We start from the raw sequence: 24,575 nt of genomic DNA on the forward strand, positions 1-24,575 counted from the left end.
AATTAGAAAAATAATTTTTGTGGATGCTGCCTGATTTCAAGAGGCTAAACACTCCTGTCCAGATCTCATTGGGATCATGCTGTTTTACGAAAATGCCACATCATATAAGCCAAATTCCCAATAAACAAGATATCTAGAATATTACTAGTGATTTGGATATTAGCAGAATTGATCGATGGCGCAAAGGCTAGGATGAATAGTGCTACGAGACTATAGCAAAAACAGAAAAAGGTGCTGGTTTGTATGACCATCGGCATTCTTAATTGCTTGGTGATCAATGAAAAAATAAAGAAAGTAAATATCGTTAAAATCACAACTAAACCGTTAATAATGAAGAAAAAAAGTGAATCTTGATTAAACGTATAGAGCATAGCTGTTAAAAGGTTCAGTGATTTCAGTATTACGAAAATAACGTTTACTTCATTAAATGTATTCATCTTTTTTTTAGCAAAATAGGCGGCGAAACATAACGAGAAGATCAGGCCGCAGAAAGTAGAAAGAATCAAGAATGTTGGGTTGTCAGTCGATTGGTTTAGCTCGGAGTGGTCAAGCAATAACCAGCCAAATGAGTTGCAAGGGATGCTTGAAGTCTTAAAATAAGCATAAAAGAAAAAAAGCAAAGCATTCAAAACGGCAAAAACAGATCCCCAATGTAGATAGGTCGTTGTTTTTTGTTGTATTTCCATAAGTACTCCCATAAATTTAATGATATACAATATAATAACAAAATGATGAGGAATTGTCGATGGTTTTTAATAAAACAAATAAATAGACGATGGTCGGATGAAATAAATTCATCGGATCATCGTTTATTTTTTGTATATTCATTTCACATTGCTTCGGCGTTTGCGCACTTTCTTTGTCCAGAATCCGCCAGAAATATATTTTGGTTCGTAGGAGATAATAAAAGCACGTTCTTCGACTTCTTTGATCAAGCGATAAAGCTCACGTTCACTTTTACGTGGAGATAAAATCTCTAAGACTAACCGTTCACCTTCTAAACCAGTTGCTGACGTTTGTGTCACTCCAAACCCATTTTGTCGAAGAATGATCGGCAAATTTTTATCCTCTGAAGTATTTGCTGGTAGGATCGTCGTTACCATGATATATCCTAGTGCTAATTTATCCTCAATGGCAATCCCAACACTGATCCCAACAGCATAGCCTAACGCGTAAACGAACAAATTCAATGGATTATCTAAGCGGTCTAAAACCAGCGATAAACCAACGATATAAATAGTGATCTCAACCATACTAACTAATGGAGCGATGTAGCGATAGCCTTTCATGGTCAACATAAAGCGTAAGGTATTTAATGTGATGTAAGCGAAATTGATGAAAAAGATCATCGCTAACATTTTTGGATCGAACATAATAAGAACTCCTTTCAGTAGCGTCTATGTTCATCATATCAGAAATAATGCGATTGAAGAAAAGAATAAACGTTTATTACTTTAAAAAAATGATAAAATGATTATAATAGAATTATAAAGAGAGTCAGGTGAGCGCGATGAAGCGAATGAACAGGGTCATTGGAGTCAGTCATATATGTAGTATTTTTCTTAGTATGTATTTAGGGACCCATGCGATCCAACAACCCATTGAAGCGAATTCCTTGTTATTCCCAATCTCACTAACTGATGGGGTAATATTAAGTATTTTTCTTTTTCTAATGGTGTTTATTGGTAATATTTTTGGTAGTGTGGCTAGCTTCTTTAACATGTCGATTTCTCCAGCCTTATCCATAGGATTAGGAATCATAGGAATATTCGCCATGTTATTCTTTGTCAAAAGGATGGATTTTTATACTATTGCATTTGGGCTACTATGCCTTGTACAAGTCATGCTAAGTTTATGGTTGTCTTTACGGTCAACCAATCTAATGAAAATCAGGTGAATCAATCAGTGAATCCAATTATTTTGAAACGAACCATCAAAAACATACCCGTATTAGAAGTTGTCCAAAAAGAGTTGAAGACAGAGAAAATCCCAGTAGTGATCTACTATCATGGTTGGCAGACAAGCAAGGAGCTTGTATTGACTCAAGGTAGAAAACTGGCTAAAAAAGGGATGCGAGTTTTGCTTCCAGATGCGATGAATCATGGCGAGCGTAAACAACCCGTTTCAAAAATTCCTTCCTTTACTTTTTGGAGTAGTATCTACGGGAATCTATTCGAGTTTGATACATTGATCGAACATCTAAAAAAACGTGAACTTCTTTCAGATAAATTAGCTGTGGGTGGTGTGTCAATGGGTGGAATGACCACTTGTGCATTGCTAGCCAAACACCCAGAAATCACTGGCGGAATTTGTTTGATGGGATCACCAGCACCACTTGAATATGGCAATGAAATTTCACGCAGAGCGCAAGAATTTCAATATAAGGTGCCAGATGATTATTTTGACTTGATTTCATGGGTCAACCATTATGATCTATCTTTACAACCAGAAAAACTAGCAGGTCGTCCTTTATTTTTCTGGCATGGTGAAAAAGATGAAAAGATTCCTTTTCGACAAGTGTCTAAATTTGTCGAAAAAAACCAAGATAAGTCTTATGGTAAGGGAATCGTCTTTCGTGCTTCTTCGGAAAAACGTCATATGGTAGAAGTCCCATTGATGGAGGAAGCAGCGGATTTTTTGAGTCAAATGATGGAAATGCCCCAATAGTAAGCAGTATATCTAAATAGGAAAAACGTCTATCAAAAGAGGAAATGATTTTCTCTGAGATAGATTTTTTTTTAGAACAATTTGGGAGCTGCTCTTTTTTAGCACGAATCTTTGCTATAATGACTATAGTTATGTAATTAGGCATGGAAGGGGAGATCTTATGCCAACATTGGCAGATGTAGCGAAACGAGCAAATGTCTCAAAAATGACGGTTTCTCGGGTGATCAATCATCCAGAACAAGTCACTGATGAGCTAAAGGAACTAGTTTTTACCGCCATGGCTGAATTGGATTATCGTCCGAATATTGCAGCAAAAGCGTTAGTTTCAAACCGTTCACAGATCATCAAGTTGTTTATTCTTGAGGAAATCGATACCACGGAACCCTATTATATGAATTTACTTATGGGGATTGCCAAAAGGATTGGTAAAGAGCACTATTCCTTGCAATTAGTGACCAACGATGCTTTTGATGTTGGGTCCTGCGATGGTTATATCATCACTGGCGTGCGTCAAAGAGATTTTGATTGGATCAATCGTCTAGAAAAGCCAGTTGTGTTATTTGGTGAAAATCGTATGGGCTATGATTATGTTGATAGCGATAATCAATACGGAACCGCCAAAGCGACACAATATGCCTTAGAAGTTGGTTATCAAACGGTTGTTTATATCGGCATCGATGAAGCAGAACCTTTTGAACTATCTAGAGAAGCGGGCTATCTAAAAGTGATGGAAGAGGCTGGGCTAACTCCGAAAATGCTGCGTTTTGATAATCATTCCACCACACCAGAAAAATATATCACAGAACATTGGGATGAATTTTCAGATAAAACGTGTTTTGTTTGCAGTTCTGATCGCTTAGCGCTTGGTATTGTTCGTGGCATCACACAAGTTGGTGGGCAGTTACCCGATCAATTTGGCGTCATTGGTTTTGATGGCGTATTTCTTGATCAAATCAGTTCCCCAAAACTGACTACCGTTAAACAAGACATCATTCGTATGGGGGAAGTGTGCGGCGAAATGTTATTAAAGAAAATTACTGAAAAAGGAGCAAGCCAAGGATATCGCCACTTTTTCCCAGAATTGATCATTCGTGAAACGACAAGAAAGTTAAATAAGACTAACGCTTAGCTATAGAAAATAGACGATTTGTGCTATTATAAGAGAAAGTCCACTTAAAAAGGATGGTTTACATGACAGAAATCAAACGAAAACATTTTCGCTTTCCTGCATACGATGATCATATAGGGGTAAAGTTAAAAAATGAAAATAGACGTGTGCTGTTTGACGGGCAAGATGATCTGATGACCGATACAAGCGACAAACCATTGTTCGAACAAATCAATGAATTTCATTTTGAAGATTATTCAAAAAATGAAAAAAATCCTCATTCGACAGTCAATGTTCGGCATGCTTCGACACAAAAAGCAAATCTAGCAAAACATAAACAAAATTTGCCAGACTATAGACAGAGTAAAAAAACACAAACAAAACGAAACAGTCAGACGAATTTCGGCTATACTCGTCATGCCAGTCCTTCAGAGCAAAGACCAACACAGGAAAAAACAAGCCAATCACGAAGTGTATTCAATCGTTCGGGAAGAGAACGTTCTTATTTTGTACCTAAGTACGTACCAGCTTCGATCATTCCTGATCCGAAAAAAAATAAAATCTCTGAAGAAGAATTGCTCGCTTCGATCAAAAAAGAAAAGAATGCATATCTTTTATTTGAAACAGAAAATACACCCTATGATGGAAAAAAAGGTGTAACAATGAACCAAGAGAAAAGTTCAAGTAAGAAAACTCACGGAGTATTAGATCGTTCGTTGGAAGGCCTGATCAATGACCAAGGTAATTCCTTGAAAGGCAATGGTTATTTCCAATAAGTAGTGACTACTCAAGTATGAGAAAAAGTTGTTCCTTCAAACATTCAGACAAATAAGAAACAAGCAGGACTTGTGAAAAAATGTCTGGAGGTTGGAGTGGAACAGCTTTTTTTTGACCGACTATATTATTGCAGTAGAAAGGAATAGTAAAATGATAAATAGACCCTCATCAATGAAAAGGTTTGGTTTTACTTGTGAGACCCCTTATCCGCAATTGATTGAAGAAGATATTATGGTACCAAAACCTGGCGAACACGACTTATTGATCGAAGTTGTAGCACTTTCGATCAATCCTGTAGATACGAAGCGAAGAGAAATCGTCAAAGAAAAAACATTTACCGTACTCGGCTATGATAGCGTGGGTTATGTTCGGGAAATGGGCTCGGCTGTAAAGGATTTCAAGCTAAATGACCGTGTCTATTATGCAGGAACGACTCAACGTGAAGGGAGTCAACAAGAGTATCAAATCGTTGATGCACGGATCGTTGCGAAAGCTCCTAAGAATCTTAGTGACGAAGCCGCTGCTGGGATTCCATTGACTGCACTTACTGCCTATGAATTGCTATTTGAAAAGTTTCAATTAGTTCCTCAAGAAAAAGCGAATGAAGGGAAAGAGCTTTTGGTGATCAATGGGGGAGGTGGTGTTGGTTCGATCATGACGCAACTAGCGAAGTGGACGGGGATGAAAGTGTATGCTACCGCTAGTCCTCAAAATTTTGGATGGCTTGAAAAAAATGGCGTAGACGTTCCAATTGATTACCATCATTCTCTTTATGACCAATTAAAACAAGCTGGGAGCGATGGTGTTGACTATATCGCAGTGTTGTATGATATTGAATCCTACCTACCAGAAATAAAAAAAATCATTCAACCTTTAGGGCATATTGGCATGATCGTCAATACAAAAGAGAAAATCGATTGGAATGAATATAAAAATGATTCAATCAGCTTCCATTGGGAGTATGTTTTCACAAAAACAGATCATAATAAAGAAATCGCAACACAAGGCGCGATCCTAGAGACATTGACAAAGTTATTTGAAGAAAATAAACTTCATAGCCACGTAACAACTGTTTACTCAGATGGTATCAACCGAGCTTCACTTGAACAAGCGATGAAGTTGGTGAGTGAAGGTGGCCAACAAGGAAAAGTCGTTCTGTCGGGTGGGTTCAAAACCAGTGGTTCATTGGATCTACAAGACATCTAGTAAGGATTACTATAAAAAGCAACTACCTTCTCAAAATAGAAGACTATTTGAGAAGGTAGTTGCTTTTTATGATAATGGTTCAATCTATATATGAATCTTCCAGAGGCTCTAATTGATTGACTGTTGGGGATGGAGCTGTGATTTTTTTGAAAGGATTAGCGAAGCGGAAGTACTTCACTTTATTCAATGTATAAGATAAAATTGAGCAACTCAAAAGAGTATAGGCAAAATGCGTAAAATCCAAATACAACAAAGACACAACTAAAATCCCAAACGTGATAACAAATAGACTTTTCCCGATATTCACATGATAATATTTTTCAATTGCTTGATAAACGATATCTGTTCCGCCAGTGCTGCCCCCAAAACGAAAAACTAAGCCACAACCGATTCCCGAAAGAATGCCAGTCATTAGACTATTCACTAAAAGATTTCCAACAGCAAAGTGGACATTTAAATTTTCCCATACATGCAAGAAGAAGACTAGAGAAAATGTTCCGACGATCGTTCGAATAAATGCATGTTTTCCAAAAATAAACAAGGAAATCAGCAATAAAGGTAAATTTATGATCAGTGAGGTGATGGAAGGCGCAAAGCCAAATAAATGATTAAGTAAAAGAGCAATTCCTGTGACACCACCGTCAGCTAATTTTGAAGGGAGATTGATTCCGGTTACCGCTAATCCATAAAGAGCAGCCCCCAAAATAATTCCACATAAGTCTAATAAAAATTTTACTTGTTTCATCTCTAACCTCTTTTCTTTTTGAAAATTTTCAGCAATCTTTATATTACACTGAACGACTGTATAAATTCAATAGGTAAATAGAAAAAAATATACATAATGAAGCATATTTAATTTCGGTCAATCACTCCTAGTAAAACAATCATTTAAATCAAAAATGATTCTCTGTAAAAAGATGTAGTGCATAATTTAGGGGATAAAAAAAGAGTGAATAAAAGAGCGTGATAAATAAAAAAAAATATTTAAAGATAAAAAAACATAAATTATTTTATCAAATTTAACGATTATGATGTTAAAACAACCGATTTTTACTTTTTTGGTCACTGACACACAACTTAAAGTATAATAATTATTGAACAAGCCAGTAAACAAGTATCTCCCCCACGAGATTTTAAAAGTTACTGGCTGTTTTTTTTTGTTCAAAATTCCAACTTCTACTTTACAACGGGAACGATTGTTCGTATAATAAAAGAGCGAACAATTGTTCGGTATAAAATAATAGAGGTGATCAGAGATGCAATCAATGAGACGTTTTGGTGCGATGTTGTTGATTTTATTTTTTGGAATTATTATAGGTAATTATGGGTTACAAACAGCATTATTGATTTTTTTACCTTCGTTTGTATTATGGTTTGTGATGTGGGATGAAAAAAAGTATCGACAAAATGAACGAAAACGCAGGTATGAAGAAACCTTCTATCAACATAGAGCTACGTATGATTCAAAATAACTAAATACAAAAACAAAACTTGCAATCACTTCTCACCATCTAGTCGATTGCAAGTTTTTTTTAAAACAACTTAGTTGGGGATTTACTTCGCTATGTTTATACTTAAAGGAGAACAGAAAGGAAGGTCATATGAATACGTTTATCGAAACGCTCAATGAGAGAAAAGAAGAATTATTCGCAGCAACATTTCAGCACTTATCTATTTCATTGATTGCATTATTGATTGCCGCAGTAATTGCGATCCCACTTGCTATTTGGGCAGTCAACCATAAAAGAATGGCAGAATTTTTGTTACAAGTAACGAGTGTACTGCAAACCATTCCCTCACTTGCACTTTTAGGATTATTGATTCCATTTGTAGGGATCGGCACTTTACCGGCGTTGATCGCCTTGATTTTATATGCCTTATTACCAATATTTCAAAGCACTTATATAGGGTTAGCAGAAATCGATCCATCAATCGAAGAAGCAGCAGTTGCTTTTGGGATGTCTCGTTTTCGAAGATTGATCAAAGTAGAGTTACCCATCGCGCTGCCTGTCATAATCTCAGGTATCCGCACTGCGTTGGTATTGATCATTGGGACAGCAACATTAGCAGCCTTGATCGGTGCAGGCGGGCTAGGAACATTTATCTTGTTAGGGATCGATCGGAATACACCTGTTTTAACTTTGATCGGCGCAATCAGTTCTGCCTTGTTAGCCATTGTTTTCAGTAGCTTGATCCGTCTATTACAACACTTGAAACCTCGTTATACGATGATCACTTTAGGCTTGATTTTGACTTTAGTCGCAGGTGCTTCCATATATCAAACTGGTTTCTTGAAACAAGAGAAAATCACGATTGCCGGTAAGCTTGGTGCAGAACCAGATATATTGATCCAGATGTACAAAGGGTTGATCGAAGAAGAAACCGAAGCGGAAGTCGAATTAAAACCGAATTTCGGCAAAACGAGTTTTTTATTCAGTGCTTTAGAAAACAAACAAATCGATATTTATCCAGAGTTTACTGGAACAGTATTAGAGAGTTTGGTTACAGTTCCTGAATCAGTCAAGGACCAAAAATTAACCAAAGAAGAAACTTATCATGAGGCCAATAAACTGTTAAATGAACAGTTCTCAATGACACTTTTAAGTCCGATGGCTTATCAAAACACATATGCTCTTGCTGTTAAACGTGACTTTGCGGATGAACACCAATTAAAATCAATTTCTGATTTAGCTAAAATCGAGAATCAAATCAAGGCAGGATTCACGTTAGAATTTATCGATCGTGCGGATGGGTACAAAGGGATACAGGAACTTTATCAGTTAGATTTTCCGAGTGTCCAAAGCATGGAACCTAGTTTACGTTATCAAGCAATAAATAATGGCGATGTCAATGTTGTGGATGCCTATTCGACCGACAGTGAACTGAAACAATACGATTTAGTCGTCCTAGAAGATGATCGGGGATTGTTCCCTACGTACCAAGGCGCACCATTGATGAATGAAGATTTTGCCAATGACCATCCAGAAGTCGTGGCTGCTCTAGAGAAACTTAGCGGTAAAATAACTGAGGAACAGATGCAAACGATGAATTATCAAGTAAATGTCGAGAAAAAACAACCAGCTGAAGTGGCAAGACAATTTCTGGTTGACCAAGGGTTAGTGAAGGAGGGTAACAATTGACCGAACTGATTGAATTTAAAAACGTCCAGAAAATCTTTAATGATAAATATGCAATTAGACAATTAGACCTTTCGATCAATGAGGGAGAGATCTTTGTATTGGTAGGTCCTTCGGGAAGTGGCAAGACAACTTCACTAAAAATGATCAATGGGCTGTCTTTACCAAGTGTGGGGGAGGTATATTTCAAAGGTAAATCATTAAAGGACTATAACTTGCAAAAAATGCGTTGGCAAATGGGGTATGTCTTGCAACAGATCGCATTGTTTCCAACGATGACTGTCAAGCAGAATATCGAAGTGATCCCTGAAATGTTAGGCTGGGAAAAACAGAAACGATCCGAGACTTCGGATCAGTTACTGGCAAAAGTTGGTTTAGATCCTGATGTCTATCGTGATCGAATGCCACAAGAATTATCTGGAGGAGAACAACAGCGTGTAGGGATCATTCGGGCACTAGCAGCAAATCCAGAAGTGATCTTGATGGACGAACCTTTCAGTGCATTGGACCCTCTATCAAGAACTTCCTTACAGGAGCTCGTTTTGTCACTTCATAAAGAATTAGGTACGACAATTGTTTTTGTTACCCATAACATGGAAGAAGCAATCAAATTAGGGGATCGGATCGCTGTGATGAAAGAAGGGGTATTGATCCAATGTGATACACCAGAGCGATTATTGATGCATCCTGAAAATGACTTTGTTCGTAGTTTCTTCGAGGAATCGATCCAAGACAATGACCAGACAGTTGAACAACTTATTCTTGCTGGCTTTTTTGAGAAAGAGATCACTGAACAACGAAGAGTGGTTCAGATTGATACACCATTAAAACAATTATTTGCTCAATTAGAAAAAGTCGAAAAAGTCAACATCTACAAGCAAGAAATACCTATTGGAGAGATATCTAGAGAAAATGTCTTTGCATTTTTAAGTGGGAAGCAGATTTGATTCATTTGGATGTTTTAGATATGTGATCCATGAATTATTTAGATAACTACACTAAAGAAGGTATAAATCAATAAAAGTTATTTAAAAACGTATTAGAATAACAAATAAAGAAATGATCGAATAAAGGCATAATTTTTTGGATGCTTTTACTCGATCATTTATCATTACGGATATTATTTAGTCAAAAATTAAAAATATCTCACGTTATCTTCATTTTTCTTGTAGACATAAGGTGATTTATATTTTAAAATTATGATTAAGTAATAGTACATATATTTTTGGGGAAATCTTATTTCAATGATAACTTTAAATAAAAATTGAATAATCATATAAGAAAAAAATGGAAAAATCACAGTCGGGTTGTTATTTTTTTGTTTATTACTGTGCTTTTTTATTAGATTTGGGGGAGTAAAATGAAAGGAATATTAAATAAACAAAGTACCAGGCAATTGGCATTATTAGAATTGCTGTGGGAGAATGAATGGTTGACCGTATCAAAAATTGTTCAAGTCATCGGGGGAGTGGAAAAGACGATACGAACGGATATCAAACATTTGAATGAAATAATCAAACCGCTTAAAATTGAAACATCTTTTAAACATGGTGTTTTCTTGGATAAAACACTCGGAGTCTCAAAGACACATCTTTATTCTTTATTTTTACAAAACTGCATCGAATGTCAGATCATTGAAGAAATTTTTATCAATCCGAATCTTACTAAAGGTGAGTTATGTGATTGCTTGTTTATTTCAGAGACACAGTTGAACCGCTTACTGACCAAGCTAAATTCAGTTTTAGATAAATTTTCGATACAAATCAGTCACGAATTGACGATTGAAGGTTCAGAGATAAATATTCGTAAATTATTTGCTAGTTTGATGTATGAAAAATATCTTTCAGCGGAAACGCTTCTTTTAAAAGAAGAGTTTGAATTAATCGATCGATTGATCCAATGTTTTTATGAGGAAAACATAACGATTATTGAAGCGAATGACCAACATCATTTTTTATTAAATAAAATACATTTAAAAGTACTTGCTGCGCTATATCGATGTAAGCAAGGCGCTTTTATTGAAAAAAAAGCAACTGTGTTTAGCTACAAAACGATTTTGAATGATGAAGAATTAAAACGTAAATGCAAAGAATGCTTTGAAATTAAACTGAACGAAGACGTATTATACAACCTATTTGCCAACTATTGCGAACCTTTTAAAGTGACCGGATCTTGTCAACAGTTAGGTATTTTCCAATCATCCTTACATAGTAAAATTGAACGACTGATCAAAGATTTATCCCAACGATTTAATATTGAGTGTTCCCATAGTGATACATTGATTGCTGACATTTTATGGAGTAGTTTTCGAATCACTGGGCCGACTTTTATATTGAATAATGTGATTGAAGAATTTGTTTTGGAATTAATGGGTGAAAATCAAACGATCATGATTGAATTAAGAGAGTGTTTTGCAGAAATATATGAAGAACTTGAACTTAAAGCATTTGATAAGAAAAATATGGTGTATCAATCGATTTATAGTTTGGTTACGCAGTGGTCTGATTTTAGGATCGAGATGAAAAAGACTCATCAGATCAAAGCCGCATTGATCTTGGATGTACCCATCGGTCATTTGCGTATGTTAAAAGAAGAAATCGAAATGCATTTTAGAAGTACATATTCCGTTGATATCTTGTCACCATTTGATCTGTTTAGCCAATCAAAATTAGAAAAATATGACTGTGTGTTGACAGATGTTTGTACAATCCGAGGGTCCGTCGAACAATCGAGGGTCATTGGTATTCCTCATTATTTCGATAATGAGTTCATTCACAAATTGCATACTTTTATTATAAACAGAAAAGAAAGTATCCAGTTATTTAGAAAAGAACTTGTGATGCAATCTATTTAATAATCCAATTTGTTAGATATGCCTAAACTGGCATATCTTTTCTTGTTCTTAATTAATAAAAATCCAATAAACCATTGGTAAATACTCACTTTGAAAATAGTTGTAAATAGAACAATCACTGAATAAATGAGAATACCTTATCTTTATTCAACTATACCAATTTTTTTAATGATGGAATTATTGATATTTTCAATACATTTCCCTATAAGTTCTATCGTTATTTTACCAAGCAGTCGGTAGATTGAGATTATTTTTAGATAAATCACTATGTTAAAAATAATGTAGACGTTCAATATTTTTTGTTTGGAGAGGTGGAAACGAAATGAGAGAAATCTTAGATGGACGTTTGAAACGTCAGTTGAAGATTTTGGAAATATTATGGGATACTCAGTGGATGACGACAGCTGAATTAGCCGAAATGATCGAAAGCTCAGAAAAAACAACTCGAAATGATCTTTCGCAAATCAATGAGATGATTGCACCACTGACAATTGAAACCTCCTTTAGATCAGGAGTATTGCTAAAGAAAAATCTGAAAACACCGAAAGCATTCATCTATTCAAAAATTTTGAGTAAGAGTTTGGAATATACCTTACTTGAAACACTATTTTTTAGAAAAGTAAGTTCAAAAGATGATCTAAGTGATAGTTTATATATATCTGAAACACAAGTATCACGTATTATTAATCGAATTAATCAAGTCATCAGTAAGTATGATTTTAAAATCAATAATCATCTCGATATTGTAGGTAATGAAGGGAATATTAGAGATTTTTTTTCTGCTTTCTTTGCAGAAAAATATAATTTACCTGAGAATCTAATGAAAATCGATGATATCTCTCTGATCACGGATATCATCGAAGTATTTGTAAAAGAGAATACGATCTGGGCATTAGTCAATAATGACAGCCACTTGTTTTTAGGAAATATGAAATTTCATTTATTTATATGTTTTATTCGTTTAAAGCAAGATTATAAGTTGATATCGGGGAATGTACCGTTTATTTTTCAACATTTCGCAAATGAAACAGAACTTTTAGGACGTATCGATGAAAATTTTGCTGTCCATCTAAGAGAAGAAAATCTCCAACAACTTTTCTATGAGTTTTATCAACCGATTCATCCAACTTTACGATTACAATATTTAAATGTCCAAGTTGATGCAGTAAATCAAAAAAATAAACTTAATCAAGTAATAGAATACTTAGAAAATAAGTTTGGTATAGTTTGTGAAAATCGTGATCAATTGATTCATGATATTTATTGGACAACCATGAATATGGTAAGACCCACCTATATTTTACATAATAAGAAACGAGAATTCTTTCAAAACGTAAAAAGAGACAGTCCCACACTAGTTAAAGATCTAGAAGAACGTTTTTTTGAGATTTATCAGACATTAGGATCTGCATTTCATAGCTATCTAGATGAAATGATCCATCAATCCGTCTTCAAGTTGTTGACTTCCTGGTCAGAGCTATGGGTACAAGTACGGAAGCAAAAGATAAAACTCCATGTCGCACTATTATTAGATAGTTCTTATGATCATATGCGTATGCTCAAAGAGGAAATCAAATTTTATTTTCGACATAATATCAATATAGAGATTCTCAACCCTGCGACAAAAATACAAAATGATTATTTAAAAAAGTTTGATTGTCTTCTGACAGATATATATTCCAATGACTACTTTGAAGTGCCTACTCTTGGGATTTCTAACTATTTAGATGAAGCGATCATTGATAAATTGGTCGAGTACTATCACATCAAAGTGGATGAACTTGCTGAGATTTGATCTACTATACAAAAATCAGTTGGCAATTGTTTCAGGATAGTTATTCGATTCCGCGATATCTTACTCAATTATTTCTTTTGGTGGGAATTATTAAGAAAAGTTCAGACTGGTTGGTTAAAATAATATGTTATTTATTTTTTCTTGGTTTCATATGGACTCTATAATGCTATCTTATCACTGTTATATATGGGGTATTAGTCAATAATTGTAAGTCTTGTTTGTATTTGTTACTAAAATAAATAACTATATATTCTTATTTTATTTACCAAACTGGCGGTAAAACTTGGTTTTAAAAGTGTTGGTTTTTTAAGGATAATTGTTTTGTGGGAATCGTGTCGTTTATATTAGGAGGTGAAGGGTAAGATAAAAAAGACGATGTATTACATGATAGGTGTGTTGCTGTTATGCGTTATGAGCCCAACTGTCTATCATGCTCAACAATCAGAAATACAAACAGTTCATGTCGAAGCAACGATCGGTGATTTAGGTAATAGTTCCGAAAATCAAGACGACACAGGGCAGAGTACCCAAAATGAAGAACAGCAAGCTACAGGTCCAACATCAAACAAAAGTGAAGGTTCTTCCTCTAATTTCCCACAAACTGGGGAACGTTTGACCAATGGAATTGCTTTGATCGGTTTATTGCTTACTCTTTTTTCGATAGGATTGTTTTATACGTTCAATCAAAAAGAAGAACGACTACAAAAAATTTAGTGAAATAATATAGGTTATTTCAGCAAGGAGAGAAATTCAATATGAAGAAGCTAAGTAATTTAGCGATTGTATCTACAATTTTATTAAGTGGTTTGGGACTTGGATCAATGAACGCTGCTGCCAATGATTTGGGATGGATTCCTGGACAACCAGATAATACACCGGGGCAAACGATTAAAGGTGATGACAAAGCCGATGTTCAAGTTTCAGGGTGGATCGGAGAATGGGATCCAGTTGATCCAGAAGATAAACGCTATATCGATATCACGATCCCTACGACTGTAAGATATGCAAATGCGATGGCAGAAGATGGAACCCCTCAACCAGAGATCGTTTCACCATTATATGCAATGACAAATAATTCAACTTCACATAGAGTGATGATCGAAGTAGAAAGTTTTGCGGAGACAAGCTCAACTGGGATCACTCAAGATTTGTTCTTTACACCATTAAATGAAGCAGCGGTTCGTTTGCAAAGTGCTTCTGGACAGTTCTTGGATACTCGTACTTATTTGACAACTATTGGGACAGGCCAAACAAAATCCTTGAAATTTGAAGGAGCAATCACTAGTCCATTCCAACAAGATGTTATTGTGACACCTGCATACACGATGTCATTCCATTTTTCTGCATTGGCTAACTAATCTTAGCAAAGTTGATAAGTATTCCATTACCTAATTTAGTAGAAAGAGTCTGAATGAAAGACTTTTCACTTATAATTTGAGAAAGGAGGTTGAGAAAAATGGCACATAGTAATAATATTGAAAAAAAGAATCATAGTAAAAAGAAGAGAACTTATATCTTGTTTTCTTTGCTACTCGTATGTCTTGTAGCAGGGATTGGCGGATACTTTTATTTTAATCAATCTCCTCCTCAAGTAGTGGCAGGGTTGCCTGATTTAGATGATAATCTGTCAAGATTGAGTAATGAAGATATTTTAAAAGCAATGCAAGATCAAGTGGATAAAGACAAAATGCGTATTCTTTTGAAACATGATATAGAGGTTGATAAAGAAGGAAAAGCGAGTGTCGATGTACGTAATAATGGTCAGAATGCATTCAATATCCAAGTAGAATACTATCTAGCATCCAATAATAAACAATTGTATAAATCAGGATTGATTCCTCCAAACAACCGAATAGACTCTATCCCTTTTGAGAATCTACCTGATGCTGGCAGTCATGATGTTAGAATTTTATACAATATTTATAACGAAGAAAAATTGGTCAATACAACAACGATCGATGGTACAATCAATATTAGTTGATCGCTGATTGAAGTTAACATAAATAAAAAATGGAAGGCTCAGAAAATAGATAATCTATTTTCGAGCCTTCCATTTTTTATTTATTTAGCTTTTAACTCAATGTTAAATCGTTCTTAGTACCAACCGTTAGCTAACCAGAAAGCTTGTGCCGCTTCCCAAGAGCCATAACGAGAGGCAACATATTGTTCTGCTACTCTTTCTTGATTGGCAGCAGAGTAGTCACCGTTCAAGTAAGAAGAGTCTAATTGGTAACGGCCGATATAGCGTCCGTTTGTTGCTGTGTAAGAACCGCTAGATTCTTTTTGTGCGATCCATTCTTTGGCATCGTTCGTACCAGTTGAAACAGCTACTTCAGTAGCAGGTGCTTGTTCCACAACGGGCGCTTCTTCTACTACAGGAGCTTGTTCCACTACAGGTGTTTCCACAACTGGAGCTGTTTCTTGAACAGGTTCTACAGGCGCTTGAGTAGCGACAGGAGCAGCTGCTTGTTCACCAGTAGGAATAGTTAATTCTTGACCTGAAAAAATCAGGTGAATGTTTGAGATTGAGTTCGCTTCGGCAATTGTTTGGATCAAGGAGTTGTCACCAACGTATTTTTGAGAAATCGTTGATAAAGTATCACCTGATTGAACAGTGTAGGCTTCGTCTGCGTGTGCAGAAGTACCCATAAATAATGCAGCGCCGGCGGCCAAAGTTGTTCCAAAAAGAATAGTTTTAAGTGATTTCATGAAAGATCTCCTTCGTATTTTAAAAAGTTATTTTGATTAGCTGTTTTCGCTAACGAGTAATACTTTACCATGATGAGACATTTCATAGGTGATAAAAACGTAACAGTTTATGACAAAGCTACCTTTTTTGTAATATTTAACGAAACATATGTAACCGAAAAACGCTTTCTTTCCTTTAATTAAAAGAATGTATGTTCTCGTTTTTTGATAAGAAAAATTAGTTAAGAAAATATTAAGCGGGCAATAAATATGTTTTTTCTATTGTAGAAGATAAAATGGCTGGATATCAATCAATCATAATAGCTATTCTTAAGTCTATAGACGACAATACGAAGAAGTTAATCAATAAAAAAACATGGAGCAAATGTTTGCCCCATGTTCTAAAAAAATCAAATCCCAATTATTGATGTTCTACACGATTGGAGATCATTGGAAAGAATTTCAAACAATAAATAGCACAAATCCCAACAATAATATATATAGCTTTAGCTAAAATAGTCGTAGAGCCGCCTGCAATCGTCGCAACTAAATCAAATTCTAATAAACCGACTAATAACCAGTTCAATCCTCCAACAATCAACAATGTTAAAGCAATCATATCTAAAGTTTTCATTGAAATTACCCCTTTCCTATATGACATACTATTATTATAAAACAATTAAAGAATTTGTACTAAAATATTGCCTGTAATTTAATTTATAGTCCTTTCATTTCAACGTTTTATAGAATTTGAAAATTAAAAATAGATATGTCTTGACAATAGATAAGTAAAAGATTAGATTTAGCTGGTTATAAAATAATAATATTTATTAAGGAGAAGAACATGAAAAAAAAATGGATGATTACTGGATTGATTGCATTGTTGCTAGGGGGGATTGGTTATACAGGCACACGGTTTGCAGGAGAAGTTTTATTCTGGGGTGGGGAATCTGATATCACTAAGATCAACGAAAATTTAGAAAAACTTGATCAACAGTTAACAAACCATAACCAAAAAATCACTGACTTGAATAGTCAATTAGCAATAAAAAATCAAGATCTTCAAAACATACAAACAAAAGCGCAAGAATACCAAACAAAGATCACTGACTTGGAAACGCAAAAAAGCCAATTGGTTGCTGAACATGCAAATTTACAAAACCAATTAACCAGTAAAGAAAACCAACTAAATGACAAACAAATCGAAATCAACAATAAGATCAATGAAATCACTCAAAAAATAAACGAAATCAACACCCTAAATAGTCAATGGAATACTAGACTCCAAGAGATTCAGGGCAAATATACAGAGATGCAAAGTACTGTCAATCAGTTAAACGAGCAAATCAACCAATTAAATCGAGAAAAAACAAATTTACAAACTGATTTAGCAACCACGAAGAAACAATTAGAAACTATTTCAGCAGAAAATAGTAATTTGAGAAGTTATATCGCACAATTAGAAAAAGCGAGAAACGATGCAAAGCAAACGGCGGAAAAATCTCAACAAATCGTTGATCGCCAAGTGAATAAGTAGACGTTAAAGATACTTTTTTTAGAGTTGTTTTTTCAAGGAAAATCACTTGAAAAACGGAACGTTTGTTCGTATAATGGTGATGAGGGGAGAGATGACAATGGAAAGAAAATATGGCACGGTCTCAAAAATCAGAACGATCAAACTAGGGGAACGACCACTGATCCGTTTTACTTTAGGGTCAGAGAATTGCTTGATTGCTAATCATAGTCTTAATTTTATTGCCGATGTCGATGAAGGAATGAAGATATTTGTGAAAGGCTACTATAATAACCGTAAGCAATTTGTCGTCAAAGACTACACGGTATTAGAAAAACCAAACATTGTTGTCGCTTTTGAAAATAGTCTCTTCCCTAAACAGAAGATCATCAAATGAGAGAACAAAAACAATGTTTGATAGCAATGACGAATGGATTACTCTTATATAGGTAGAAAAAAATGTAAATTGACTCGTTGAACTGCCTTGTTTTTCAAATAAAAACAAAAAAACTCATGGCATAAACCATGAGTTTTACTTATTTATGCAGACGATGGGATTTGAACCCACACGAGCTTGCGCTCACAAGACCCTCAATCTTGCATGTCTGACACTATTCGTTAGTAGGTCTGCATTAATTATAGGAAATTAACTGTAATTTTTTTTGAAGAGTCGAATTTAATATTTTTTATAAATGATCGCCAGAACGTTTTTTGTTCATACATTTCCATATTACTATAGTTTTTTTTAATATTCATACTTAGGAGAGTTTCAAGGTTCTCGATTTTTTGTTTAGTGCTATTTTCTTCAGATGTTAAAGTAAGCTCGCTTAGTTCAGTTAATAATTTTTGCCTATCGTGTTTAAATTCGTTTAAACTGATAACTTCGTTAAGGTAAGCATTTTTTAATCTATCAATTTTCTTTTCTATAGCTTTTTGTTTATACTTATTGTCAGGCAGTTTTTTTTTGACTGATTTTAGTTCATTTATTTCCACGCTGATAAGATCGTCTATATTGTCTAACAAACGTGCTTCTAATACGTGTTCACGTATTGACTTAGTATTCAGACATTTAGGATGTTGGTACGCGTAACGGCAAGAATACATAGATTTAGGAGGGTACTTGATACGTGTGCCATCTTTTCTTTTATTTCCCCAGGCTGATTTTTGACCTGAGTTCATTTTTTTACCGCATTCACCGCATACTAGAATACCTGAGAACAAATACATATTTTTGACATTAGATTTTTGGTTCATGGACAATTGCCGGTTAACAGAAAAAAACAGTTCTTGGTTTATAATAGGTTCGCAAAAATTTTTGTTATCTCTAAACTCTCCTATATATTTTTTATTTCTTAGCATGGAACGAATAGCTTGCATGGTGCGAGATATACCATATTCTTCTAAAAGGAATTTAGCTGTCTTATTTAGGTTAGCATGCTCGTTGTAGTATGCGAATACAGCTTGCGCTATATGCGCTTGATTGTCCGGCTTTAAGCGTTTATCATCTATAGAGTAACCAAGCGGGGTAGAGCCACTTATAACTTCGCCCATTTTCACCTTGTTTGCAAATACAGATTTCATACGCTCGCTTGTCATTTGCGCTTCAAGTTCGGCAAAGCTCATAACTTGATTAATGAATGTTCTCCCATATGCTGTAGTAGTGTCATAGTAAGGTTGAGAAACAGCAATCCAATGGACGTGATTTTTTTCGAGTAATTCCTGTGTATTTAAATAGTGTTTTAACGATCTAAACCAACGATCTAATTTTGTGAATAGAATAATATCAACTAAACCAGAGTCAATATCATTCATTAAGCGCTTAAATTCATCTCGTTCTAGTTTCTGACCGCTTATCCCGTCATCAATATAAATTGAATGAACGATCATATCTTTTTGCGTTTTTACATATTCTTGAAGTGTATCTTGCTGTTCTCTTAAACTATCACCGAATTTTGCTTGTTGATCGCTGGAAACTCGGATGTACAATGCAGCTCTTTTCATAGTGTAATTACTCACTTTCTTTGCTACAATAGACTGTATAGCAAGAGCCTATTGCTAGGTTTTTGATTACTTAACACGTACTTACTTTGGTCAGTGGGACGTGTTTTGTTTTTTTATATTTACTTTATTCTTAGTTCCTGTCCAGGGTAAAGCATGTAGTTGTTTGGATCCATTCCATTCAAATTGAATAATGCATCCATACTTATTCCTGATCTAGTAGCTATATCCTGTGGGCTTTCTCCTGCTTGGACAGTTGTCGTTACAGTAGGCTCAGATGAAGGCGTTGTTTGTGCTTGAGTATCAGGAGAACTAGTTGTTATTCCAGTATGAGCGCTATTTGTTGCTACTGAACTAGCTAGATATTCTCCTATAATTTTTTGTGATTCTTCAGTGTAGATGGTGATTAGTTGATTTACCCATGATTCATAGATAGAATAATCATCAGACAGTGAATAATGTAAATTTGCCATTTGATTAACACCGTCAGTCGAGATTATTGCCAGTTTTTCGACTTTATTGTTAGAAATTGCTGCTAGCCCATCAATTCCACTAGTATTTGTTGATGCTTCATTTCTAAATTCCTGAATTAATCCTGGTGTAGCATTTTGAATCTTAAGTGTATACTCATTTAAGATGGACTGATAGCTAGTTGTATCAGCTGTTTGCGTAGAGTTAATACTACTATCCGATGTTTCTTGCGCCCTTGAGGTAGTAGATGTACTTATGGAACTTTCAGAGGTGGAACTTAAGCTAGTTTTTGTTGAACTTATCTTAGTTTCTTTTGTTGAACTATTTAAAGTTTTGCTTGAATCAGAACGAGTATTAGAGTTACATGCACCTAAAATGAATACTCCTAGAATAGCAAGCCCTAAATATAACTTTTTCATTTTTTATTTCTCCGTTCATATTATAATGTAAGAGGCGAAAAACAGATATATTGCTCGTGATGAAGCATGGACAATTTTTATACAAAATTGCTCATAGTTTCTCGAACACAGTTTTCTAAGTTCCAAGGAATTTGATAGTATTCCATGAATTTTACTGCATTTAGATGCTCTTTTTCAAAATCATATTCGTTTGACCATAGGAACAATAAGATTTCAATAGCAATCTTATTCGCTTCAAACTCAAATTTTCTTCTAGCTGAATCAGTTGCGTTGTAAAATGCAGTCAATTCTTCATGTTTCTTTATACAATGTCCAAGCTCATGCGAAATTTCGAAATCAGAGTTTTTATCAAGCAATTTCTTACTTAACAATATTGCTTTTTCCTCAGATAAATAAAAACCACTTCTTTCCATTTCAATAAAATGCAACTCTAAACCCATGTCAGATACTAAGCTTAATAAATGTCTATTAATGTCACTACACAAAATCATCACATCACTTTACTTTTTTTCGGCAGCTCGCTTTGCAGCTAAAACAGACCTTAAAAATTCTACTTCTTCATCAGTTATATCGCCACCGTCAAAAGCAAAAATTCCATGTTTCTCAGCTAATGATATTTTATCTTCACGACCTAAGAGGTAATCGACAGATACTCCAAAATAGTCGGCAACTTTTTCTAAATCTCTAGCTTTAGGTTCAGTAGTTTTCCATCTATAAAAAAGATTTTCACTAAAACCTAATTCAACAGCAACTTCTTTCATGCTTTTTTGACGTTTTGCAGCTAGTTTTTTTATCCTTTCAAACAGTGTCATATAAGACTTCCCCAATTCTAAACAAATAAAAAGTATACAAAATGTAACTAAAGGGTTGACCGAAGTACACGAATGTATTATTATTTATTTGTAAGTTAATTTGATAGAAAAATAGCAAACTAAAACACACCTTATAGCATAAAGTTTGGCGACCAAGTGCGAATTAAAGGTTTTGTTATAGGCGTATTTATCTATGTCTATATAGTATACGAATGTATAATTTAAGTCAACTTTTTATACAAATTTCTATCAACTTAACTTACATAATTAATGAAACGAGGAGGGAGCACATGTCGAATCTTGATAATGGTCGCGAAGCAATCAAAGCTTTCATGAAGAAAAACAGCATCACTATGGACGATCTAGCTACTGCATATGGGTATACACGAGTTCGTATGCAACAAATTATTGATGGACACTGGAGTGGTCCAAAAGCGAATAAAACTATTTTAGAAATTATTCGTGACTATCGAATTCGAAGGTAGCGAGAAATCGAGTTTAATGATAGGAGGGGAATTATGGCAAAAGAAGACTTAATTATTGTACTAGAAAACAAACCTTCTTCTGAAGCGATTCGACGAGCTTGGTGGGTTATTGCAAAGAGCATTACCCGTAGGACTGGAGTTGTAGTGGAACCTGTATTTAAAGATGATAGTGAGAAATGATATATACAAACCAACCAGAGCATATGATTGCAGGATTTATCAAAAAACGGTAGATAAAGCTGTAAGATAATCGTTCTACTTTGATAATAGGTAATAAATTTTCTGATTACAGAGTAAAAACAATAGCGAACGAGCTAGAAAATTTACGAATACCCGAAATTAAGAATATGAGGATGAGATTTTATAATGACTTGACGTGTCTATTATTGAGTTCATGATCTTTATGCTAGTAAAGATCACCTATTTTAATTTATTACTTGAATCGTTATTTGTAGTGGTACTGATTTTAAATTACTAGTTTGATTTGAAAGGAGAAAATTATGAATACACCACAAATTTTTAATTTCGAACAAAAAGAAGTTCGGACAATTTTAGTAAATGATGAACCATATTTTGTTGGTAAAGACGTTGCGAGTGTTTTGGGTTATTCAAACACTAAAGACGCTTTGTCGCGGCATGTAGATTTGGAAGATAAGATGGGGTCGCGAATCACGACCTCAGGTCAATCAAGAGAGATGACGATCATCAACGAATCAGGGCTATACAGCTTAATACTTAAATCCAAGCTGCCAAGTGCTAGAAAGTTCAAACGATGGGTAACGAGTGAAGTTCTACCAACAATTAGAAAGAACGGTGCATACCTAACCGATCAAAAAGCGTATGAGATTACACACAATCCAAACTCACTAGCAGATTTGCTGTTACAAGCAGGTGAACAACTAAAACAAAAAGATTTGGTTATCCAAGAAATGCAACCTAAAGCATTATTCTCAGATGCAGTAAGAGGTAGCGTTAATTCATGTTTGGTTAAAGAATTAGCCACGATTCTAAAACAAAACGGTATAAATATTGGGCAAAATCGTTTGTTCATTTGGTTAAGAGAGAATGGTTATCTTTGTCGAGACGGACGACGTAAGAATCAACCAACGCAACGTTCTATGGATTTAGGAATTATGGACGTGAGGGAGCATGTACGCACGAATTCTCAAGGTGAGTTAGTGACAAAGTTCACGCCTCTTGTTACTGGTAAAGGACAGCAATACTTTATAAATAAATTTTTGAATGAGGATGTATAGGAGGTAAGTTGATGGCTTATACAGTACAACAAGAACATCAAATCCTCAATCTTATTAGGCTACGTAGAAAAGAATTACAAGATGATCGTGCAGCACTCAGAAAAGCCGATGAGCTTTCAGATAGACAAGCAGAGCTGATTGCGATGGAGCTTGAAGATTTACGAATGTTAGAAATTAAAAATAGGGAGATAAGACTATGAAAAAGACAGACACGCTTTTTATTGGAGCCATCTTAGGTTTACTCGTACTAGTAGCACACTACAGCGTAGTGGGAGGAAGTATTTTTGCAAGTCTAATGGTGTTGATAAACCTATTAGATTCGAAGGAAAGGAGAATGTATGGATCGAAAAGAAGCTTTGAAGAAAGGAAAAATGATTGCTGATAGATGGTGGTATGACAATAAGTCAACTAATTTAAGCAAACAGCTAATCAATAAACAAAAGAAATGGCAGGAAATTAGATGGAACTAAGAGAAAAAATAAAAGAGCATCTATTTTACAGACATGCTTTTTATTGTCCAAAGTGTGGAGAAAAATACAAAAAAAAGTGACTCAGCCGTCCAAAGCAATGAGTCACATACAAAACATATCTAAGGAGATTTTAGCATATGAATAATGAACTTTCCACTTTAGATGAATATTTAACTATTCCTGATTGGGGTAAACCGACTATTAATGAAGTGGAGGATGAAGTAGATGAAGACTAGTGAAGAAACAAATGAGATTTATAAAGGGCTATATCAATTGAAAGGTAAGCTACAACAACCTAAATTCGATGCCTCTGTAAACTATGGAACAAAAAATGGTGGGGAAATGAAATTTGAGTACGCAACACTTAAATCTATTGAATCCGCTATAAGAAATGCTGCTCAAGAGTCTGATAGTGGGATTGATTTTGGTCAAGATGTAGTTACAAGTGATAACCATGTTGCAGTAACAACGTGCGTTTATCATTCAAGCGGTCAGTACATTCTATATGGTCCTTTAGGCTTTCCATGTAATACAAAAAATCCACAATCTTTAGGCAGTGTAATTACTTATGCAAAAAGGTATTCGCTGGCTAGCTCATTTGGAGTTGTCGCAGATGGGGATGATGACGCCAAAATTGGTGTTGATGAGAATGAAAAAATTCAGAATGACAATGATTTAGATTCTGAGTTTAAACAGGCATTTGATGATTATGTTCATCGAATCGCTCAGTTAACTAATCAAGAAAAAGAATTCATAATTGCTACAACGCTAGAAAGAAGCGGTTTTAGTAGCTTTAAACAAATTGACAGAAATTCCTATTCGAAAATCATTGGATTTCTTAAACGCTATGCACTGAAAGCAGAGCAGAAGAAAAAAGAATCGGAAAATCACAATAAACCATCTTGGGAGGATTTATAAA

30 protein-coding genes are annotated in these 24,575 nt (G+C 34.8%); 21 read left to right on the forward strand and 9 right to left on the reverse strand.

Features of this window, described 5'->3' with window-relative positions; genetic code table 11:
- Positions 1-74 precede the first annotated feature (74 nt).
- Together IGJ00_RS05815 and IGJ00_RS05820 are read right to left on the reverse strand one after the other, a co-directional pair.
- On the reverse strand, positions 75-686 hold the full coding sequence (locus tag IGJ00_RS05815; protein WP_071866399.1) for a hypothetical protein: 612 nt from the start codon (positions 684-686) through the stop codon (positions 75-77).
- A 138-nt stretch (positions 687-824) separates the two neighbouring features.
- Positions 825-1,373 carry a DUF2179 domain-containing protein gene (locus IGJ00_RS05820; RefSeq protein WP_019724126.1) on the reverse strand — a complete coding sequence of 183 codons (549 nt, stop codon included), beginning with the start codon at positions 1,371-1,373 and terminating at the stop codon, positions 825-827.
- Between the two features lie 137 nt (positions 1,374-1,510).
- On the opposite strand from IGJ00_RS05820, the gene IGJ00_RS05825 reads away from it, so the two are divergent.
- The 5 genes from IGJ00_RS05825 (at position 1,511) to IGJ00_RS05845 (ending at position 5,758) form a co-directional block, all read left to right on the forward strand.
- Complete coding sequence (locus IGJ00_RS05825) at positions 1,511-1,897, forward strand: hypothetical protein (RefSeq protein WP_071866400.1); 387 nt, start codon at positions 1,511-1,513, stop codon at positions 1,895-1,897.
- Between the two features lie 8 nt (positions 1,898-1,905).
- On the forward strand, positions 1,906-2,667 hold the full coding sequence (locus tag IGJ00_RS05830) for an alpha/beta fold hydrolase (RefSeq protein ID WP_438844168.1): 762 nt from the start codon (positions 1,906-1,908) through the stop codon (positions 2,665-2,667).
- A 160-nt stretch (positions 2,668-2,827) separates the two neighbouring features.
- Positions 2,828-3,796 carry a LacI family DNA-binding transcriptional regulator gene (locus IGJ00_RS05835; RefSeq protein WP_010735724.1) on the forward strand — a complete coding sequence of 323 codons (969 nt, stop codon included), beginning with the start codon at positions 2,828-2,830 and terminating at the stop codon, positions 3,794-3,796.
- A gap of 62 nt (positions 3,797-3,858) precedes the next feature.
- Positions 3,859-4,551 carry a hypothetical protein gene (locus tag IGJ00_RS05840; RefSeq protein ID WP_142433201.1) on the forward strand — a complete coding sequence of 231 codons (693 nt, stop codon included), beginning with the start codon at positions 3,859-3,861 and terminating at the stop codon, positions 4,549-4,551.
- A gap of 151 nt (positions 4,552-4,702) precedes the next feature.
- Positions 4,703-5,758, forward strand: coding sequence for a zinc-binding alcohol dehydrogenase family protein (locus IGJ00_RS05845; protein WP_086334569.1), 1,056 nt, complete (start codon positions 4,703-4,705; stop codon positions 5,756-5,758).
- 79 nt (positions 5,759-5,837) lie between these two features.
- Here the strand turns inward: IGJ00_RS05845 and IGJ00_RS05850 are convergent, their stop codons facing one another.
- On the reverse strand, positions 5,838-6,503 hold the full coding sequence (locus IGJ00_RS05850; RefSeq protein ID WP_071866403.1) for a YitT family protein: 666 nt from the start codon (positions 6,501-6,503) through the stop codon (positions 5,838-5,840).
- Between the two features lie 511 nt (positions 6,504-7,014).
- On the opposite strand from IGJ00_RS05850, the gene IGJ00_RS05855 reads away from it, so the two are divergent.
- The 8 genes from IGJ00_RS05855 (at position 7,015) to IGJ00_RS05890 (ending at position 15,525) form a co-directional block, all read left to right on the forward strand.
- Positions 7,015-7,230, forward strand: a complete 216-nt coding sequence (locus tag IGJ00_RS05855; protein WP_010735720.1) for a hypothetical protein — start codon at positions 7,015-7,017, stop codon at positions 7,228-7,230.
- A 129-nt stretch (positions 7,231-7,359) separates the two neighbouring features.
- Complete coding sequence (locus IGJ00_RS05860; RefSeq protein WP_071866404.1) at positions 7,360-8,898, forward strand: ABC transporter permease/substrate-binding protein; 1,539 nt, start codon at positions 7,360-7,362, stop codon at positions 8,896-8,898.
- The gene (locus IGJ00_RS05865; protein WP_074799730.1) at positions 8,895-9,842 is read left to right on the forward strand and encodes an ABC transporter ATP-binding protein; all 948 of its coding nucleotides are present in this window, start codon (positions 8,895-8,897) and stop codon (positions 9,840-9,842) included. Before IGJ00_RS05860 ends, IGJ00_RS05865 begins: the two co-directional genes overlap by 4 nt.
- A gap of 413 nt (positions 9,843-10,255) precedes the next feature.
- Positions 10,256-11,749, forward strand: coding sequence for a helix-turn-helix domain-containing protein (locus IGJ00_RS05870; protein WP_142433200.1), 1,494 nt, complete (start codon positions 10,256-10,258; stop codon positions 11,747-11,749).
- 322 nt (positions 11,750-12,071) lie between these two features.
- A complete protein-coding gene (locus IGJ00_RS05875) occupies positions 12,072-13,544 on the forward strand; it encodes a helix-turn-helix domain-containing protein (protein WP_086334571.1) in 1,473 nt (490 codons plus the stop codon).
- A gap of 375 nt (positions 13,545-13,919) precedes the next feature.
- Entirely contained in the window at positions 13,920-14,258 is a 339-nt protein-coding gene (locus tag IGJ00_RS05880) for an LPXTG cell wall anchor domain-containing protein (protein WP_065096554.1), read from the forward strand.
- Between the two features lie 41 nt (positions 14,259-14,299).
- Positions 14,300-14,902 carry a hypothetical protein gene (locus tag IGJ00_RS05885; protein WP_071866408.1) on the forward strand — a complete coding sequence of 201 codons (603 nt, stop codon included), beginning with the start codon at positions 14,300-14,302 and terminating at the stop codon, positions 14,900-14,902.
- Between the two features lie 98 nt (positions 14,903-15,000).
- Entirely contained in the window at positions 15,001-15,525 is a 525-nt protein-coding gene (locus IGJ00_RS05890) for a hypothetical protein (RefSeq protein WP_071866409.1), read from the forward strand.
- A gap of 113 nt (positions 15,526-15,638) precedes the next feature.
- On the opposite strand, the gene IGJ00_RS05895 is transcribed toward IGJ00_RS05890, so the two are convergent.
- Positions 15,639-16,253, reverse strand: a complete 615-nt coding sequence (locus tag IGJ00_RS05895; RefSeq protein ID WP_086334572.1) for a LysM peptidoglycan-binding domain-containing protein — start codon at positions 16,251-16,253, stop codon at positions 15,639-15,641.
- Positions 16,254-16,653: 400 nt separating this feature from the next.
- Entirely contained in the window at positions 16,654-16,866 is a 213-nt protein-coding gene (locus IGJ00_RS05900) for a DUF378 domain-containing protein (protein WP_010735711.1), read from the reverse strand.
- Between the two features lie 210 nt (positions 16,867-17,076).
- Here IGJ00_RS05900 and IGJ00_RS05905 point away from each other — a divergent pair, with 210 nt between their 5' ends.
- Both IGJ00_RS05905 and IGJ00_RS05910 read left to right on the forward strand, forming a co-directional pair.
- Entirely contained in the window at positions 17,077-17,769 is a 693-nt protein-coding gene (locus IGJ00_RS05905) for a DNA-directed RNA polymerase subunit omega (RefSeq protein WP_071867155.1), read from the forward strand.
- A gap of 97 nt (positions 17,770-17,866) precedes the next feature.
- Positions 17,867-18,142, forward strand: a complete 276-nt coding sequence (locus IGJ00_RS05910) for a hypothetical protein (RefSeq protein ID WP_019724534.1) — start codon at positions 17,867-17,869, stop codon at positions 18,140-18,142.
- Between the two features lie 239 nt (positions 18,143-18,381).
- On the opposite strand, the gene IGJ00_RS05915 is transcribed toward IGJ00_RS05910, so the two are convergent.
- The 4 genes from IGJ00_RS05915 to IGJ00_RS05930 form a co-directional block, all read right to left on the reverse strand.
- Positions 18,382-19,746, reverse strand: coding sequence for a recombinase family protein (locus IGJ00_RS05915; RefSeq protein WP_438844169.1), 1,365 nt, complete (start codon positions 19,744-19,746; stop codon positions 18,382-18,384).
- A gap of 119 nt (positions 19,747-19,865) precedes the next feature.
- On the reverse strand, positions 19,866-20,633 hold the full coding sequence (locus IGJ00_RS05920; protein WP_438844170.1) for a LysM peptidoglycan-binding domain-containing protein: 768 nt from the start codon (positions 20,631-20,633) through the stop codon (positions 19,866-19,868).
- Between the two features lie 77 nt (positions 20,634-20,710).
- Positions 20,711-21,061 (reverse strand): ImmA/IrrE family metallo-endopeptidase, encoded by a 351-nt coding sequence (locus IGJ00_RS05925; RefSeq protein WP_242695366.1) that lies wholly within the window; start codon positions 21,059-21,061, stop codon positions 20,711-20,713.
- A 72-nt stretch (positions 21,062-21,133) separates the two neighbouring features.
- A complete protein-coding gene (locus IGJ00_RS05930; protein ID WP_077152143.1) occupies positions 21,134-21,445 on the reverse strand; it encodes a helix-turn-helix domain-containing protein in 312 nt (103 codons plus the stop codon).
- A gap of 290 nt (positions 21,446-21,735) precedes the next feature.
- On the opposite strand from IGJ00_RS05930, the gene IGJ00_RS05935 reads away from it, so the two are divergent.
- The 6 genes from IGJ00_RS05935 (at position 21,736) to IGJ00_RS05960 (ending at position 24,574) form a co-directional block, all read left to right on the forward strand.
- Complete coding sequence (locus tag IGJ00_RS05935) at positions 21,736-21,930, forward strand: hypothetical protein (protein ID WP_077152144.1); 195 nt, start codon at positions 21,736-21,738, stop codon at positions 21,928-21,930.
- Between the two features lie 33 nt (positions 21,931-21,963).
- Positions 21,964-22,110: a hypothetical protein gene (locus IGJ00_RS05940; protein WP_157799013.1), complete on the forward strand. Its 147-nt coding sequence runs from the start codon at positions 21,964-21,966 to the stop codon at positions 22,108-22,110.
- A gap of 320 nt (positions 22,111-22,430) precedes the next feature.
- Positions 22,431-23,186, forward strand: a complete 756-nt coding sequence (locus tag IGJ00_RS05945) for a phage antirepressor KilAC domain-containing protein (protein ID WP_438844171.1) — start codon at positions 22,431-22,433, stop codon at positions 23,184-23,186.
- A gap of 11 nt (positions 23,187-23,197) precedes the next feature.
- A complete protein-coding gene (locus IGJ00_RS05950; RefSeq protein WP_077151697.1) occupies positions 23,198-23,386 on the forward strand; it encodes a hypothetical protein in 189 nt (62 codons plus the stop codon).
- A gap of 138 nt (positions 23,387-23,524) precedes the next feature.
- Positions 23,525-23,656 (forward strand): hypothetical protein, encoded by a 132-nt coding sequence (locus IGJ00_RS05955; protein WP_438844172.1) that lies wholly within the window; start codon positions 23,525-23,527, stop codon positions 23,654-23,656.
- A 225-nt stretch (positions 23,657-23,881) separates the two neighbouring features.
- Positions 23,882-24,574, forward strand: coding sequence for an ERF family protein (locus IGJ00_RS05960; RefSeq protein WP_438844173.1), 693 nt, complete (start codon positions 23,882-23,884; stop codon positions 24,572-24,574).
- Position 24,575 lies beyond the last annotated feature (1 nt).

It is taken from the genome of Enterococcus sp. AZ062 (assembly GCF_051715065.1).
Taxonomy (GTDB): Bacteria; Bacillota; Bacilli; order Lactobacillales; family Enterococcaceae; genus Enterococcus_B; species Enterococcus_B mundtii.